Source organism: Myxococcus sp. CA005 (genome assembly GCF_006518205.1).
GTDB lineage: Bacteria > Myxococcota > Myxococcia > Myxococcales > Myxococcaceae > Myxococcus > Myxococcus xanthus.
Map to the genome: position 1 here is coordinate 62880 of NZ_SRLV01000001.1, position 15773 is coordinate 78652.

General features: G+C 70.3%; 11 protein-coding genes. 8 read left to right on the forward strand and 3 right to left on the reverse strand.

Annotated elements, in window-relative coordinates; translation table 11 throughout:
- Positions 1-8: 8 nt before the first annotated feature.
- A complete protein-coding gene (locus FMQ63_RS00270; RefSeq protein ID WP_011556397.1) occupies positions 9-1055 on the forward strand; it encodes a hypothetical protein in 1047 nt (348 codons plus the stop codon).
- Between the two features lie 58 nt (positions 1056-1113).
- Here FMQ63_RS00270 and FMQ63_RS00275 read toward each other — a convergent pair whose 3' ends face one another.
- Positions 1114-5850: a translocation/assembly module TamB gene (locus FMQ63_RS00275; protein WP_020478004.1), complete on the reverse strand. Its 4737-nt coding sequence runs from the start codon at positions 5848-5850 to the stop codon at positions 1114-1116.
- Positions 5847-7994 carry a BamA/TamA family outer membrane protein gene (locus FMQ63_RS00280; protein ID WP_011556395.1) on the reverse strand — a complete coding sequence of 716 codons (2148 nt, stop codon included), beginning with the start codon at positions 7992-7994 and terminating at the stop codon, positions 5847-5849. Before FMQ63_RS00280 ends, FMQ63_RS00275 begins: the two co-directional genes overlap by 4 nt.
- 156 nt (positions 7995-8150) lie before the next feature.
- Here FMQ63_RS00280 and FMQ63_RS00285 point away from each other — a divergent pair, with 156 nt between their 5' ends.
- Positions 8151-8462: a hypothetical protein gene (locus tag FMQ63_RS00285; RefSeq protein WP_020478005.1), complete on the forward strand. Its 312-nt coding sequence runs from the start codon at positions 8151-8153 to the stop codon at positions 8460-8462.
- A 54-nt stretch (positions 8463-8516) separates the two neighbouring features.
- Here FMQ63_RS00285 and FMQ63_RS00290 read toward each other — a convergent pair whose 3' ends face one another.
- Positions 8517-10067, reverse strand: a complete 1551-nt coding sequence (locus FMQ63_RS00290; RefSeq protein ID WP_011556394.1) for a 4-alpha-glucanotransferase — start codon at positions 10065-10067, stop codon at positions 8517-8519.
- Positions 10068-10174: 107 nt separating this feature from the next.
- Between FMQ63_RS00290 and FMQ63_RS00295 the strand changes: the two genes are divergently transcribed.
- The 6 genes from FMQ63_RS00295 (at position 10175) to FMQ63_RS00320 (ending at position 15767) form a co-directional block, all read left to right on the forward strand.
- Positions 10175-10759, forward strand: coding sequence for a DNA-3-methyladenine glycosylase (locus tag FMQ63_RS00295; protein WP_011556393.1), 585 nt, complete (start codon positions 10175-10177; stop codon positions 10757-10759).
- A 35-nt stretch (positions 10760-10794) separates the two neighbouring features.
- Complete coding sequence (locus FMQ63_RS00300) at positions 10795-11409, forward strand: RNA polymerase sigma factor (RefSeq protein WP_026113852.1); 615 nt, start codon at positions 10795-10797, stop codon at positions 11407-11409.
- On the forward strand, positions 11406-11714 hold the full coding sequence (locus tag FMQ63_RS00305) for an anti-sigma factor (protein WP_020478006.1): 309 nt from the start codon (positions 11406-11408) through the stop codon (positions 11712-11714). The genes FMQ63_RS00300 and FMQ63_RS00305 overlap by 4 nt, the downstream gene beginning before the upstream one ends.
- Complete coding sequence (locus FMQ63_RS00310) at positions 11711-12787, forward strand: radical SAM protein (protein ID WP_011556390.1); 1077 nt, start codon at positions 11711-11713, stop codon at positions 12785-12787. The genes FMQ63_RS00305 and FMQ63_RS00310 overlap by 4 nt, the downstream gene beginning before the upstream one ends.
- A gap of 125 nt (positions 12788-12912) precedes the next feature.
- Positions 12913-13533 carry a DedA family protein gene (locus FMQ63_RS00315; RefSeq protein WP_011556389.1) on the forward strand — a complete coding sequence of 207 codons (621 nt, stop codon included), beginning with the start codon at positions 12913-12915 and terminating at the stop codon, positions 13531-13533.
- A 113-nt stretch (positions 13534-13646) separates the two neighbouring features.
- On the forward strand, positions 13647-15767 hold the full coding sequence (locus FMQ63_RS00320) for a hypothetical protein (protein ID WP_225909999.1): 2121 nt from the start codon (positions 13647-13649) through the stop codon (positions 15765-15767).
- Positions 15768-15773 lie beyond the last annotated feature (6 nt).

Here is a 15773-nt window from a genome sequence, read left to right on the forward strand (position 1 = left end):
AGGACGCGATGAAGACGCGATTGTGGTTGCTCCTGGTGCCCGCGTTGGTAGCGGCCGGCTGTGGTCCCATCGACGAGGCAGATGAGCCCGTCATCGATGAGCTGACCGGCCAGGTGCTGCTGGAGGCCACCACGAAGTACGACATGCACCGGCTGCTGGAGGACACCGACATCACCGGTGGCCAGTGGATTACCACCGCGCAGGTGCAGGCCTTCCTCCAGCAGAACAACTCGTTCCTGGCGAACTACCGGGACCCGGCCTTCAGCAACAAGACGGCCGCCGCGCTCATCGTCGAGCGCTCCAAGGCCTTTGGCATCAGCCCGCTGTACATGCTGGCCCGCATCCAGGTGGAGTCCAGCCTCATCCAGAGCGGCAACTCCAACAACCTGGCCAAGGCCACCGGCTGTGGCTGTCCGGACACCAGCGGCTGTGACGCGCAATACGTGGGCTTCGGCAAGCAGATTGACTGCTCCGCCAAGAAGCTGCGCGGCTACCTGACGGACCTGGACGCGGGCCGTGCCACCATCTCCGGCTGGCGCGTGGGCGTGACGAAGTCCACGTCGGACCCGTGCTCGGTGCGTCCCGCGAACAAGGCGACGGCGGCGCTCTACACGTACACGCCCTGGGTGGGCGCGTATGCCCTCCAGTGCGGCCGCACCAACGTGGGCGGCTCGTCGCTGGTGTCCGTCGTCTACCACCGCTACGAGTCGGCCTATGCGTGGGGCTCCGCCTCCGGCTGCTACTCCGAGACGGCCGACACCACCGTGCCGGAGCTCGGCTGTGTGCAGAGCTCGTCGGACGCCATGTGGCGGCAGTGCCAGTCGGGCGCCTTCACCGCGGGCAGCACCACCAAGCCCACGAACTGCACCGCGTCCTACGGCTGGTGCTCCTCCGCCACGCTGGGCCGCTCCGTGCCGCCGCGCACCTGCGTGCAGTCCACGGGCGACCAGCAGTGGCACCAGTGCGGCGCCAACAGAGCGTGGCTGAGCGCGCCGTCCGCGCCCATTTCCGGCGCGGGCCCCGCGGGCTCGTGCTTCGCGATGTACGGCCTCTAGTCGTTGAAGCGGCGGCTCCCGCCCGGAAGGACGGGAGCCCGCCGTGTCCCAGCGAGCCTCAGTACTGGTTGGTCCAGATGAGGTCCAACCCGCCCGAGCGCGCGTCGCCGTACTGGCCTTCCAGGCTCCAGCGCGTGCCCAACTGGTACTCGAAGCGCACCGCGTTGGCGTTCTCTCCCTGCTGGAGGTTGGCGCCCACGCGGCCGGTGTAGCCGACGTAGATTTTGTCCGTCACGTAGGTACCTACTTCCAGCTTGGTGCCCGCGATGCCGGAGGCCCCCGCCTCGATGGAGACCACGTCCAGGGGCAGCTTCGCGGCCAGGGCCTTGCGGGCCTCGTTGGCCACCAGCGAGCCCACCACGGACGCGGCCTGCGCGCTGGCATTCATGGAGGCACCGGAGCTGCGCTCCAGCGTGCGCCGGCCCGTCGCCAGCAGCGTGTAGATTTCCGACTCCGGCAGCGGCGGGTCACTGGTGGGCTTGAGCGTGATTTCCCGCCCCTGGCCCCGGATGGTGACGAACACGGTGACCTTGGCGCTGTCGTTGCGGTGCTCGGCGGTGACGTTGATGTACGGCGCCATGGCCGGGCCGGTGAAGCGCACCTGGCTGTCGCGCTGGATGTCGAAGCGGCGGCCGAGCACGTCCACGCGCCCGCGCAGCACGCGCACTTCACCGAACAGGCGCGCCACGTCCGTGTATTCGACGCGAAAGTCATCCGACAGCCCCAGCTCCGCGTTGATGTCGGAGCCCTTCACCCAGAGATTGCGGGGCGCATTCACATTCACCCAGAACACAATGGGTGGCGTGGCCGTTTCCTCCTCGCCTTCCGCCGCCACGCCCTCCGCCGGGGCCGCGCCTTCCACGGGTGTCCCGTCGGGATTCGCCGGGGGCTGCGCCTGGGCCGCTTCCTTGCGCTTCTTGCGGTTCAGCGGCTCTCCGTTGCGCACCAGCACCACGTCACCGGGCCGCTCCAGCGCCTGCAGGTCCTTGCGCTTGGCTTCCGGCAGCTCGATGGTGGCCTCGGGGATGGTGACGTTGCGCAGGTTGACGAGTCGCTGGGACAGCGTGCCCTCCACCTTCGCGCGCAGGCTCACCAGCGCCATGAGCTGGTCGTCGACGATGATGGGGAAGTTGCGCATCACCAGCGGCGGGTCGGACGTCCCGGGGCTGGACAGCTCGTACTCATTCCGGGTGTTGAGCACCGCGGTCAGCGGCGAGTTGAGGTTGAGTGAGCCGTTGCCGGCCTTCGCCGACAGCGTCGTGACGGCGATGGATTCGCGGCTGGCCTTCAGGGCGAGCTGGATGTCGCGGTACTCGCCCAGGCCCATCAGCCCCAGCTTGCCGTCCTTCCACTCCAGGCTGCCGTTGATGCGGGGCGCGCTCAACGTGCCGGCGACGCTGGCGTCCGCCTGGAGCACGCCGCCGATGCTGCGCAGCATCTCCACCGTGCCGGACAGGAAGGCCGGGTTGAAGTTGCGCGCCTTGAGCGCGACCTCCACCGGAGCGTTGTCTGTCTGGAGGCCCCGGTTGAGCGCGGGCAGTGACACGTCCAGGCCCAGGCCTCCGTTCACCAGCATGGTGCCGCCGCCCGGCTCGGTGAGCAGCAGGTCGAAGCGGGAGCGGGTGTCCTTGTACGTGTAGTTCAGGCGCACCTGGCCCAGCCCGGTGTTGCCCACGCCCAGGTCCTGCACGCCGGCGGTGAGCTCCATCTGCGGCGTGTCGAGCGTGCCCCGCGCGCCCAGCTCCATGGCCAGCACGCCCTGGATGCCCTGGGGCCGGCCGCCCTGCGGTGGCGGCGCGCCCTCCGCCACGGGCGACGCCGGGGTGGCCACGCCGGGAATCTCCTTCAGCGGCACCGGGCCCACGCGGCCGGTGATGTCGAAGGGAATGTGGCCGTAGACCTCGCGGTCCTGGAGCGCGCCCAGCGGGGCCGCCAGCGTGGCCGTCAGTTGCGCCAGCGGTCCGTCCTGGCGCTGCGCGTTCAGCGTGAGCTTCACGTCCTTGTCGCCGCCCACGACGCTGAGCTGCCCGTTCATGGGCGGCAGCCCGTTCATCGTCACCGCGTTGGCCTGCACGCGCAGCGTCGCGTGGGGCACCAGGACCGAGCCCTCGAAGTCCAGGTGCGCCGTCACCGTGCCGTCCGGCTGCTGCACGCCGCTCATGCCCTTGAGCAGGGTGAGGGGCAACTGCGTCACGCGGGCCTCAACGCCCAGCGTCGTCGCCAGGAGCTCATCGGGCGTGGGCGGCTTCGCCATCAGCCCGCCCACCGTGAAGGGCGTCCGCAGGGCCAGGTACGTCTGCGAGCCCAGGCCCTCCACGTCCAGGCGCGCATCCAGCGTCTGGTCCTCGCGGTCGGACGCGGCGCGCAGGTGGAAGGCCAGCGGCTCGGGCAGCGAGAAGCCCGGCGGCGGCGACTGGTAGCGCACGTCCTGCCCGCGGAGGGTGAAGTCCAGCAGGGGCTCACGCGCGGGGCCTTCCACGGTCAGCGCGCCAGCCAGCCGGCCGCTGGCGCTCTGGGGCTGGCCCGCGAGCTTCATGGCGCCGGCGATGTCCAGGTCCTCCAGATTCAGGCGCACGGACATCACATCGCGCCGGCGCTTGAGCACGCCCTGCACCGGCACGTCGAACTCGGCGGCGAGCCGCGCCACGGGCAGGCTGGCCGCCAGCGTCCCGGTGGCGCGGTCCTTCACGTAGCGCGCCTTCAGCTTCGCCTGAAGCCCCTCGTAGCCCTGCGCGCTGCCGTCTTCCAGCCGCAGGTCGGTCTCCGCGTCGGGGCGCGCCATCGTCCCACTGACGGCGGCGTGGCCCGTCAGCCTGCCGCCCAGGCCCAGCGACTCCGGGACGAAGGCCCTGGGCAGCCGCGACAAATCGAACGCGTCCAATTCCACGCGCGCATTGACGCGCTGGCCGCGCATCGTGCCCTGCAGCGACAGCGTCTGCCCCTCCGACGCGAGCCGCAGCGGGGGCTCCACCTCGACGTTGCCTCCGCCGAAGCCCACGTGCGTGGGCGCCTGGAGCGTCCAGGTGGCCTCCGGCCAGAACAGCGCCAACTGCCGGATGGCCAGCCCCTGGCGATTGCCGTCCACCAGGCCACTGAGCGTGAGCCCCAGCTCCGCGTCTCCCGCCACGCGCACGCTGGCCTCCAGCGCACGCTCCTGCGTGGCCAGCGTGACGGCGACGTCGCGCAAGTCTCGCCCGCCCGCCTTCAGCCGGGACACCACCAGCGTGGCGTTGGACGTGAGGGGGTGGCTGACGTCCGGCATCTCCAGCTTCAGGGATACGTCCTGCGCCGCCACATCGCCGTACCGCAGCGCCGCGAAGCCGCCGTCGACCTTCACGGCGGGCGTGCGCAGCGGGCCCTTCACGGAGAAGTCCAACGTGCCGTTGCCCGCCATGGGGGCCACCACGCCCGGCATCAGCTTGGACAGCATCTGCGAGAGCAGGGCGAGGTTGCCGGCGGTGAGGCCGCCTTGCAGGTTCACCGACTCCGCGGTGCCGTCTCCCTTGGCCTGCAGGGCCACGCCCGGTGCGAGCATCCGCAGCCGCATCAGCGAATACCGGCCCTCCTTCGCGCGGGCCTCCAGCTCCACCGGACCCAGCGGCTGGCCCAGGTATTGGGATGGGGACACGGTGAGCTTCACCTCGCCTTCCATCGACTCCAGGCTCGTGCCTCCGCCCTTCGCGTCCAGGTCCGCGGCGATGCGCGTCTTGGGGCCCTGCGCCATCAGCTCCGACAGGTCCACGTCGCGCGCCTTCACGGACAGGCCGTCGGTGCGCATCCGCTCCAAATCCATGCCACCCTTCACGGACAAGGAGGCGCTGGCGGCCTTCGCGGTGACGTCCACCCGCGCCGCGTCGCCGTCCAGTCCGGCGGAGCCCTCCGCGGACACCGGCACCCGCAGCGGCCAGGTGGGCACGAAGGCCCGCAGCAGGTCGGGCGGCGCGGACAGGCGCCGCAGCTCCAGTCCTGCTTGGAGCCGGCCCTCCGGCGCGCCCGGCGGCGTCTCTGGAGGGAGCTTCGCGCGGCCGCTGGCGTCCAGCACCAGCCCCGCGGCCTCCAGGTCGACATCGCCTTCGAAGGCGCCCTCTTCGCCGCGGGCCTTCAGCGCCAGCCGCACGGGCCCGGGCACGGGACGGGCGAGGCTCGCGGTGGCGTCCAGGTTCGCGCCCACGCCCTGCGTCGCGGCGGCGTAGCGGGCCGAGCCCCGGGCATCCAGGTCCTCCAGCCGCACCCGCCGCTCACCGCCTTCGGGCAACGCCTGGCGGAAGTCGACATAGCCGTCCTCGAGCACGAGCTCGTGCAAGTCCAGCGTCAGCGAGCCGCGGCCCTGGGAGGGCTCCTCGGGGCTGGGCGTGCGGGGCTCCAACGCGCGCGTCAGGTTCAGTCCGCGCTCGTCCTGGGCCAGATACAGGCGCGGACGCTCGATGCGCGCGGAGGGGAGGTTCACGTGCTGGCGCACCAGCCCCGCCAGCCGCGCGCGCACGTCCACCCGGGCGATGTCCGCCACCAGCTCGCCTTCGGGGGCATACAGCTTCACGTCCTCGAGGATGACGCCGCTCAGGGACAGGTCCAGGCGCCCCAGCTCCAGCCGGCCGGAGAGCTGCTCATTGGCCAGCGCGAGTCCCTTCTGGACGAGCCAGGCCTCTCCGCGCGACGTCGTGGCGAAGACGAGCACGCCCGCGACGACGAGCACGATGAGGCCCACGAGGCCCAGCAGGCCCCACAGCACGCGGCGGCCCCAGCGCGCGGGCCGGCGGGGTGGGGGAGGCGCGGCGCTCGGGGCGGATTCCGTCAAAACGCCTCTCCAATCGACAGGTGCAGCGCGCACAGCCCGTCCGGAGCGCCCGCGAACGCGCCGCTGGGCGTCGTCGGACCCGTGGGCCTCCACCGGCTTCCGATGCCAAAGCAGCCTCCGGCTTCGGGATAGATGTATCCCGGGGTGGAAACGGGCAATCCCTCGCCAATGTTCAACCGCCGGGCGATGTCCAGCCGGATGGGCCCGACGACCGTCAGATACCGCAGGCCCATGCCCACGGCGTGGTAGTGCTGGGGGCCGAAGAGCTTGGGCCGGTTCGCGTGGGAGAAGTCCTCGATGCCCACCAGGCCCGTGTCATAGAAGGCCGCCACCATCAGGCTCTCCGTGAACTGGTAGCGCATCTCCACCGAGGTCTCGAAGAGGCTGTTGCCACCCACGGGCACGGTGTCCCATTCCTCGTCCTGGACGACATCCGGGTTGCCGTCGCCGTCCACGTCCGCCGTGCGCTGCAGGGCGGCCAGGGGAGACAGGCGCTGGCCGTTGAAGCCGCGCATGAACGTGCCACCGCCCGAGAAGAAGCGGGTGACGATGGAGCTCTGGCTGCCGCCCGCGGGGTTCAGCGTGCCCGCGCGCACCTTCGCCGCCAGGATGAACCGCTTGTCCTCGCCGAACGAACGGTAGACGCGCAGGTCGGGCAGCAGGCGGACGTAGTTGAAGTCTCCCATGAGGGGCGTGCCTCCGCCCTTCTGGACGGAGAAGGAGATGTAGTAGCCGTCGCGTGGCTCGATGACGTCATCGCGCCGGTCCCAGGTGAAGGCCAGCTCCAGGAAGCTGAGCGCCACGTTGCACTGCGCCTGGCCCTCGCCGCAGCCCAGGACGATGGGCGGCACGCGGGAGTCGGCGCTGACGCGGCCGCTGAGCCGGTACACCTGGAGGTTGTACGACGGGAAGATGGAGAAGTCGGGGTGCGGCTGCCAGATGACACCCGTCTGGAGCCTGCCGCCCCAGAAGTCATAGGCCTGCTCCAGGCCCTTCTCCACGCTGAGCGAGTTCTGCGCCCGCAAGTCCCTGAAGAGGAAGCGGGGCTGCTCGTACTCGGCGGTGACGTCGAAGACAGGACCGTCCTTGTTGAAGTTGAGGACGTTGGGGATGAAGGCGTAGCCCAGCCGGCCGCGGACGGTGAAGCGGCGCAGGCCGCCGCCGAAGTTGCGGTGGGTCCATTCGCCCACCGCGCGGACCTCCTGCCGGGCCGCGTCCACGCCCAGACCGCCGCCCAGCCGCACGGAGCGGAAGGGCGCCTCGCGCACGTCCACCACCACCGGCACCGTGCCGGATTCGCGGTCCGGCGCGCCGCGGTTCACCTTCACCGCGCCGAACACGCCCATGCGGAACACGCGCGCCTGCGCGTTGGCCAGCGCCGTCTCGCTGTACCAGTCCCCCTTCTTCAGCGCGCCCGTCACCTGTTCGATGATTCGGCGCGGAGGCACCTGGGGATTGGCGTCCGTGGCGACGAAGGTGTTGCCGAAGCGGTAGCGGATGCCGGGCCGGGTGCGCAATTCCACCACCGCCTGCCTTGTGTCCACGTCCACCCGGACCTCGCCGTCGACTTCGGCCTCGGCGTAGGCCAGCTCGCGCAGCCGCTCCTGGACGCGGGCCTTCGCTTCCTCCCAGGACTCTTCCTTGAAGACGTCGCCTTCGTGCAGGGGCAGTCCGTCCAGCACGTACTTGCGGTGCTCCTCGCGCACGTCCTCCGGCAGGGTGTCCAGGCCCGTCACCTGGATTTCGCTGATGCGGGTGGGTTCGCCCTCCTGCACGCTGATGTCGATGGCGACCTTGTCGTCACCGGCCGGCTTCACCTCGGCGTGGGTGACCTTCGCCTGGTAGAAGCCCTGGGCCTGGTAGTACCGCTCGATGCGGCGCAGGTCCGCCTGCCACGCATTGGCGTCGAAGTAGCTGGGGCCGCCAAAGGGCCAGAAGCCCCAGAAGGGCGTGGCGGTGGTGAGGATGCGGTCCTTGATGGCGCCTTCGCTCACCTGGTGCGTTCCCTGGATTTCCAGGTCGGTGACCTTGGGGCCCGAGGGGGGCGGCGCATTCGTGGTGGCGCAGGCCGCGGTGAGCAGCAGCGCGAGCGGAGTGGCAAGGCGGAGGTATCTGAGCAGGTCGGCGGCCACGGGGTGTTTCATAGCTGGAAGGCTCGCGGCCCCAACACTTCTTCCGTCCAGGATGGCAGTGCTTTGTCGCATACCGGGACGTCGGGGCAAACCCCAGTGTCCGGTCTCGCGGAATGGCGCCTCGCGAAGACGTGCAAGCCGCTCCCGCCTGGCCCAAGATGGGGGGCCATGGCCCAGTCCCGGCGAATCAGAAGCCTGGTGTTCTCCGTGCTCGCGGTATGCGTGTCCTCGTGTGGTGTCTCCGAGGACGAGGCGGTGCGCCCCAAGGAGGGCGAGAGCTTGTCGGACGCGCCCTACTGCGGCTCGTTCGGCTGCGTGAACCCGTACCAGTTCTGCGCGGAAATCTTCCTGGAGTTCGGCCGCTCGCCGCCCATCTGCGTCTTCGACGACATCTGCGAGCGGCTGGAGTGCGCCAACTCCAACCGCACCTGCGCCCTGTTCGACGGCTTCCCGGCCCAGGTGAAGTGCATCAAACCGTGAGGCCGTCGCGGCCGCGCGTGTCCGCTCACTTGGGCCCCTCGGGCGGACGGTGTCTCAGCGCCGCGCGGACGCGGTGAGCCAGGCCAGCCGCTCGGCGGCCTCGCGCGTGCGCGAATCGGTGAGCAGGTCACTCACGTTCTGTTCGATGCGGTAGGCCCAGTTCGAATCGCTCATGGAGCCGGGCAGGTTGATGCGGTCCCGGGTGCCGAGCACGTCCTGCCAGGGCAACACGCACAGGTCGCTGTTGGCGTTGAGCGCCGAGGCCAGCATGGCCCGGTGCACGTCCGGGGTGAACTCGCGGGTGATGGCCACGCCGTTGAGCTCCGGCCATGAGCGCGCCGCCGCCTGCCGCTCGTGGTCGCCCGCGCCCTCCCACCACTCGGCCATCGTGTCCGTGTCATGCGTGCCGGTGGTGACCAGGGACACCGCCGGGAACTGGCGCGGGTCGCGGTAGTGGTTGTCGTCGCGCTCCCAGCGCATCACCCGGTAGCCGGGCAGCTTGAGCTCCGCGAGGATGTGGCGCACGAAGTGTGGAATCACGCCCAGGTCCTCGGCGACGATGCCGGCGCCCTCGGACAGCAGGCGGAAGGTCTTCTCGCCCAGGCGGCGGTGGCTCTCCTCGTCCGGCGGGATGAAGCGCCCGGTGGGCGTCTGCGCGTCGCGAATCCACTGCCGGAAGTACCCCACCGCGTGGTCCACGCGGCGCAAGTCGTAGTAGCTGGCCGCCTTCTTCGCGCGCGTCTTCAGCCACGCGAAGTCGTCCTTCTCCATGGCCGCCAGGTCGAAGTAGGGCAGGCCCCAGTCCTGGCCCGTGGCGGAGAAGTCATCCGGAGGCACGCCCAGGCGGGCGTCGCGCCGCAGGATGTCCGGGTGCGCCCACACGTCCGCGCTGTCCTGACCGATGATGAACGGCTCGTCGCCGCACAGGAGGACGTCCTTGGCGCGGGCCTGCGTCCGCACCTCGTTCCACTGCTGCTCGGCCACCCACTGGAGCCAGGCGTGGTAGCGCACGCGGCGCTCCAGCTCCCGGGACTTCTGGGCCAGGGCCTCGGGTTGACGGGTGCGCAGCGGCTCCGGCCACTCCCACCACGGGCGGCGCTCTTCCTGCTCGCTGATGGCGGTGAAGAGCGCGTAGCTCTCCAGCCATTCGCCCTGGGCGTCGCGCCACTGGCGGAAGGTCTTCGCCCGCTCGGACTGGGGCGCCCAGTGCTGCGCTTCGAAGACGTCGAAGGCGCGCGCGAAGGCGGTGTCCTTGAGGGGGAAGACCAGGTCATAGCGCACGCGCGGCGCAGAGCGCGCCTCGGCCAACTGGGCGCGCTGCGCGTCGGACAGGGCCGCCTCGCCGCCGGCCGCGGTGAACTCCGGCAGCCGCTGCAGGTCGATGAAGAGGGGATTGAGGCCGAAGGCCGAACGCGTCGCGTAGGGGCTCGAGTCGCCCGGCGCGGTGGGCAGCAGCGGCAGCACCATCAGCATCCGCTGGCGGGCGGACTTCATCCAGGTGAACAGTCCCTCCAGGGCACCGAAGTCACCGATGCCAAAGTCGGTCTGTGAGCGGAGGGAGAAAAGCGGGAGCAAAAGACCGGAGAGCCGGCCGGGGGTGGACATGGTGCGATGCAATCTGCCCCAGCCCCGCGCCGGTGGGAACTGTGGACGCTCTCCGAGTGTGTCTGGGTTCTTCGCTTTCCGGACGGAAGGGCCGTTAACATCCAGGTGTGAACTGGTTGCCGGAGTCTTTCTACGCCCGTCCCGCGCTGGTGGTCGCGCGGGAGCTGCTCGGCGCCTTGCTGGTGGTGGAGGAGGGCGGGCAGCGCCGGGTGGGCCGCATCGTGGAGACGGAGGCCTATATCGGCGAGCACGACCTGGCGTGCCACGCGGCCAAGGGACTCACCCCTCGCACCGAGGTCATGTTCGGACCGGCCGGCGTGGCGTACGTCTATCTGATTTATGGCATGCACCACTGCTTCAACGTGGTGACGGATGCCACGGGGGCGGGCGCGGCGGTGCTGGTGCGGGCGGTGGAGCCGGTGGAGGGCCTGCCCCCGGGGACGCGCACGGACGGGCCGGGCCGCCTGTGCAAGGCGCTGGGCCTCACCCGAGCGCACAACCGGCGGGGCCTGTGCACGCCCGTGCTGCACTTGCGACCCGGGACGCCTGTTCCCGAGTCAGCCGTGTCCCGGGGGCCTCGGATTGGCGTGGATTACGCTGGGACCTGGGCCGCCGAACCCTTCCGGTTGTGGGTCCGGGACAGTCAACACGTCAGCAAGGGGCCGCCACCGGGGCGCCGCAAGCCCGCTTGACGGCGGGCTTTCTGGCTGGTTGGGTGCGCCCCGCCATGTCCGACGAGGCCGTCATGGGCGAGGACCGTCAGCTCCTCGCTCGCGCACAGGATGGGGATGTTTCCGCCTTCGAGGCCCTGGTGGATGCCCACCGGGACAAGGTGTATGGCCTGGCGCTCCGGATGACCCGTTCGGAAGCCGACGCGGCCGAAATCACCCAGGACACCTTCCTGTCCGCCTACCAACACCTGAAGGATTTCCGGGGGGATGCGGCCTTCGGTTCCTGGGTGCACCGCATCGCCGCCAACCATGCGCTCATGCGCCTGCGCCACCGCCGCGTGGCCCAGGCAGCCGAGCAGGAGCTCCAGGGCCCGGAGTTCACCGAGCGGGGCTCCCTGGCGGATTATCCCCAGACGGATTGGAGCCGGGACGCCGAGGAGAAGGCCCTGGACGCCGAGCTGGGCTCCGCCATCCAGCAAGCCTCGGACCGCCTGCCCGAGGGGTACCGGGAGGTCTTCCTCTTGAAAGACGTGGAGGGCCTCAGTTACGAACAGATTGCAGAGGCGACGGGGGACTCCATCCCCGCCATCAAGAGCCGGTTGCACCGGGCACGGCTCGCGCTCCGTGAAGCCATCGACGCTTTCTACAACCGGGATAGCCGCGAGTTGTGAAACGCGACGAAGCGCTCGGCATCATCGAGAGGAACGAGGGCGCGCCGCAGCCAGCCGAGGTTCGGATGTACAACTGCAAAGATTCCATCAACCTCCTGCTGCAATTCCTCGACGGAGAGATGTCTCCCGAGGACACACAGCACTTACGTGAGCACCTGCGCGGTTGCAGTCCCTGTGTGGACTTCCTGCGCACCTACCGGGCCACACCCGGGCTGTGCAAGAAGGCGCTGGTGGCGAAGATGCCGAAGGAAGTCTCCGAGAAGCTCACCGAGTTCCTTCGCTCCAAAATCAAGTCCGCCTCGTGAACCTGAAGTCCTTGTCGTTGCAGGAGTTGGAGGCCGCGCTCGCGCCGCTCTCCCCGTCGCCCGCCGCCGTCCGCAAGGTGTTCGCGGCCGTCTTCGCCCACGGTGCGCAGTCCGTGGAGGACGTCGCTTCGGCCCGTCAGGTGCCGCGCCGCGTGGGAGACCACCTGCGTGCCCACGCGGAGATGCCGAAGCTGGCAATCGTCGAGCGCCGCCGCGCGGACGACGGCTTCGTGAAGTACCTCTTCGACTCGCCGCTGGGCGGACGTATCGAAGCGGTCCGCATCCCCATCTTCGATGAGAAGTACGTCATCTGCGTCTCCAGCCAGGTGGGCTGTGCGCTGGCGTGCGACTTCTGCATGACGGGGAAGTTGGGCTTCAAAAGGAACCTCCAGACCTGGGAGATATTGGACCAGGTGCTCCAGGTCCGGGAGGAAGCGGACCGGCCGGTGCGCGGCGTCGTCTTCATGGGGATGGGGGAGCCGCTGCTCAACTACAAGGAGACGCTGCGGGCCGCGGACATCCTGCGGCACCCTGCGGGGTTCTCCATCGCGGGCGAGGCGATTACCTTCTCCACGGCGGGCCATGTGCCGGCGATCCGCCGCTACGTGCGCGAAGGGCATCCGTACCGGCTGGCCTTCTCCGTGACGAGCGCCATCGCGGAGAAGCGGGCGAAGGTGCTGCCGATTGAGAAGACGCACCCGCTGCCGGAGCTCATCGCCGCCATCCGCGAGTACAGCGAGGTGCGGCGCGAGCGGGCGATGATCGCCTATGTCGCCATCAGCGGCTTCAACATGGGGCGCGAGGACGCCGAGGCGCTGAAGGTCGCCTTCGAGGGCATCCGCATCAAGGTGGACCTCATCGACGTGACGGACCCCACCGGGAAGTACCTGCCGCCCACGCCCGAGGAGCTGAGCGCCTTCCGCGACCACCTCCAGATTCTCAAGTCGCCGGTGGCGCGTCGGTACTCCGGTGGCAAGGAGATTGGCGCGGCGTGTGGCACGCTGGCGGCCACGCAGTATGGCGGCACGGTGATGCCGCGGCCCGCCGAGGCGCCTCCGTCCACGACGCCATGACGCGGGCCCCGCGTGGGCCCCGGGGATGTTCACCGGTGGCGGGGCCAGGGCGGAAGCACCTTTCGTGTTGGCGGCTTCCGACTTAAATCCGACGGAGCACGACTCGCCGGAGGTCGCACGCTCGGATGGTGGAATACATCGACCAGCTCATCTCGGCCCTGGGGCCCCTGGGCCTGCTCGTGCTGGGGCTGGCGGCGATGCTGGAGTACGTCGTGCCGCCCTTTCCCGGAGACACCATCACCCTGCTGGGGGGCGTGTACGCGGTGCGTGGTTCGCAGCCGTGGGTGCTCGTCTTCCTGGTGGTGACGGTGGGCAGTGTGGTGGGCGCGGCCATCAACTACGCGGTGGGGCACTGGCTGGCGAAGCGCTTCGACGCCCACCCCGAACGCAGCTTCTTGGGCATCACCCATGCGCGGCTGGAGCAGGTTCAAGCGCGCATGCGCGTGAATGGGCCGTGGCTGCTGCTGGTGAATCGGTTCCTGCCGGGCATCCGGGGCCTCATCTTTGTCGCCGCGGGCGCCTCTCGCATGCCGCGCTTCAACGCGCTGGCGCTGGGCGCGGTGTCCGCCATGGCACATACCGGGCTGGTGCTGGGGCTGGGCGCGGCGGTGGGCGGCAATCTGGAGCGGCTGACGGCGCTCGTCACCCGGTACCAGTACGCGGTGGTGGGACTGGTCGTCATTGGCGCCATTGGCGTGGGCATCCGGATGTTGGCCCGGCGCCGTGCCCCCGCGCCGGGGCCTTGAGTTCGTCTCAGGACGGCGCCTTGGCGTTGCATTGCAGGGGCGCGCGGCCCCGCGCTTGAGTCGCGGACATGCATCCGCAGGCGCGTTCCTGGAGTCCATTGTGGGTGGCGCTCATGCTCGCCGTGGGCGGGTGCCAGTCGGGGGACTCCGGGATGGGAGGCTCGCGTCAGGGGTTCCGGCCCCGGGATGCGGTGGTGGACTTCGGCCGTGTGCTGGAGGGGACGCAGGCGCGCCGCGCGGTGACGGTGCTGGCCACGGGCCGAGTGGGTCTGACGGTGGCGGCATCCGTGGAGGCGCCCTTCGCCGTGGTGACGTCCGAGGTGAGCATATCTGGCGGCGGCGCGACCGAAGTGGAGGTCGTCTTCACCGCGGGGCATGGGCCGTCGGAGGGAATGCTGCTGTTGTCAGGCGCGGGGCTGACGGAGTCCGTTCGCCTCACGGGCCTGGGCATCCGGCCCACGCCGTGTCCGGAGCGCCCCTGCTTCGACTCCCGCTTCGACGTGGCATCCGGGACGTGCGTGGAGGCGCCGCTGGAGGAAGGCGCCGCGTGCACGCCGGAGAGCCGCTGTCAGGTGGATGGCCGCTGCCAGGCGAGCGTCTGCGTGGGCCACCCGAGGACGTGTGATGACAACAATCCGTGCACGGTGGATGCCTGTTCGCCCACGCAGGGGTGTGTGACGTCGCGGGTGGCGTGCCCCGCGCCGCAGAACCCCTGCAAGGTGGGGGTGTGCGACCGGGACGAGGGCTGCACGGCGGTGGACGCCGACGACTTCAGTCCTTGCGGCCCGGCGGACTGTCAGAAGGCGCGTCTGTGCTTCAGCGGCGCATGCCGGGAGGTGACGCCACCCGAGGGCTTCGTCTGCGCGCCTGCTACCGCCTGCCAGGGAGAAGGGACGTGCCAGGGCGGCGTGTGTCAGCGGCCGGACCCTGTCGAGCTCGCGCCGGAGCTCAGCCTGGAGCTGGAAGGCGTGCCGGTGGAGGCGGACGGTGGGACGGTATTGCTCGTCTCGGAAGACGCTCTCTACACCTCCGTGTGTGGCGGGGACGCGGGCTGCCAGTTGGTCGCGTACACGCGCTCTGGGCTGCTGCGGTACGCGTCTTCGTACCCGGATGGGGGTGCGCGGACGCTGCTGGCCGCGTCGGATGCGGGCGTGGTGGTCCATGCGCCAGAGGGGCTCGAGGCCTATGCGCCGCGCGGCTCCGGTGCGCGCCTGTGGCAGGCCTCGTGGGCGTCGCTAGGGGCGGGCGAGGGCCTGCCGCTGGGAGGCGCCGCCGCGAGCCACATCGCACTCACGCACGAGGAGGACATCCTCGCGTACGTCGCGTGGCGAGCCGTGCCGGATGCCGGCGGCGTGGATGATGGCGGCACCGCGCCTGAATCCGCGAGGCTCGTCTGGCTGTCGGGTCGCGAGGACGCTGGCACGTTGCTGGGCGCGTCACAGGTCGAAGCCTGGCGAGGAGAGGCGCGGCTGGGGCTGGACGTGCTGGGGACGGCCTATCTCTACACGGTGGATGGGCGACTGGCGCGGGTGGAGGTGTCGCCAGGAGTGGCGGATGGCGGTGGGGGGACGGAGTTGAAGCTGAGCGCGCTGCTGGATGGCGGTGTTCCGGATGGAGGTGCGTCACTGGCCATCGCGGGTGGGCGGCTGCTGGTGGGAGCGCGAGCCTTTGTGCCGGAGGATGGCGGCGTGCCCGTCATGCTCTCCGAAGGGGGCGGTGGAGCCAGCGTGCGGGTGCCCATCGCGGAGCCGGCGCTCCTGTCCTCGGGTGGCCAGCCTGGCCAGCTCTTCGCGCGGGCATGTGCGCGCACGGACGGCGTTCCCTGCACGGCGCGGGAGGAGCGTGTCGTGCTTCGCGCCGTGGACCCGGAGTCCGGCCACGTGGTGTGGGAGGTGGATGCGCTTCCGGATGAGGTGGCACCGGGCACGGTGTACGAAGCCGCGTTGCTCCAAGGGGGCGCGGTGGCGGTGCTCGCTGACGCCGAACTGCCGGAGGGCCACCAGGCCTGGATACAGTTCTTTGCTCAAGGTGCCCGAGTCGGCAGTTGCCCGCTTCCCAGTCGCCCGCGGGTGGCGGGTGCCGCGTTCCTGGGGCAGCACCTGTATGTCGTCTTGAACCGCGATGGCGTGTGGCGACTCGAGTCGTACGGCCTGGGGCGGGACTTCATGACGGAAGACCGCGGCTGGCCGCAGCGCCATGGTGGACCCTTGCGGATGAGAAACGAATCTCCGTGATGCCGG

Bases quoted from the DNA above. Each gene is read 5' to 3' on its own strand.
- FMQ63_RS00270 (WP_011556397.1), top strand. From the start codon at position 9: ATGAAGACGCGATTGTGGTTGCTCCTGGTGCCCGCGTTGGTAGCGGCC.
- FMQ63_RS00280 (WP_011556395.1), bottom strand. From the start codon at position 7,994: ATGAAACACCCCGTGGCCGCCGACCTGCTCAGATACCTCCGCCTTGCC.
- FMQ63_RS00285 (WP_020478005.1), top strand. From the start codon at position 8,151: ATGGCCCAGTCCCGGCGAATCAGAAGCCTGGTGTTCTCCGTGCTCGCG.
- FMQ63_RS00290 (WP_011556394.1), bottom strand. From the start codon at position 10,067: ATGTCCACCCCCGGCCGGCTCTCCGGTCTTTTGCTCCCGCTTTTCTCC.
- FMQ63_RS00300 (WP_026113852.1), top strand. From the start codon at position 10,795: ATGTCCGACGAGGCCGTCATGGGCGAGGACCGTCAGCTCCTCGCTCGC.
- FMQ63_RS00315 (WP_011556389.1), top strand. From the start codon at position 12,913: ATGGTGGAATACATCGACCAGCTCATCTCGGCCCTGGGGCCCCTGGGC.
- FMQ63_RS00320 (WP_225909999.1), top strand. From the start codon at position 13,647: ATGCTCGCCGTGGGCGGGTGCCAGTCGGGGGACTCCGGGATGGGAGGC.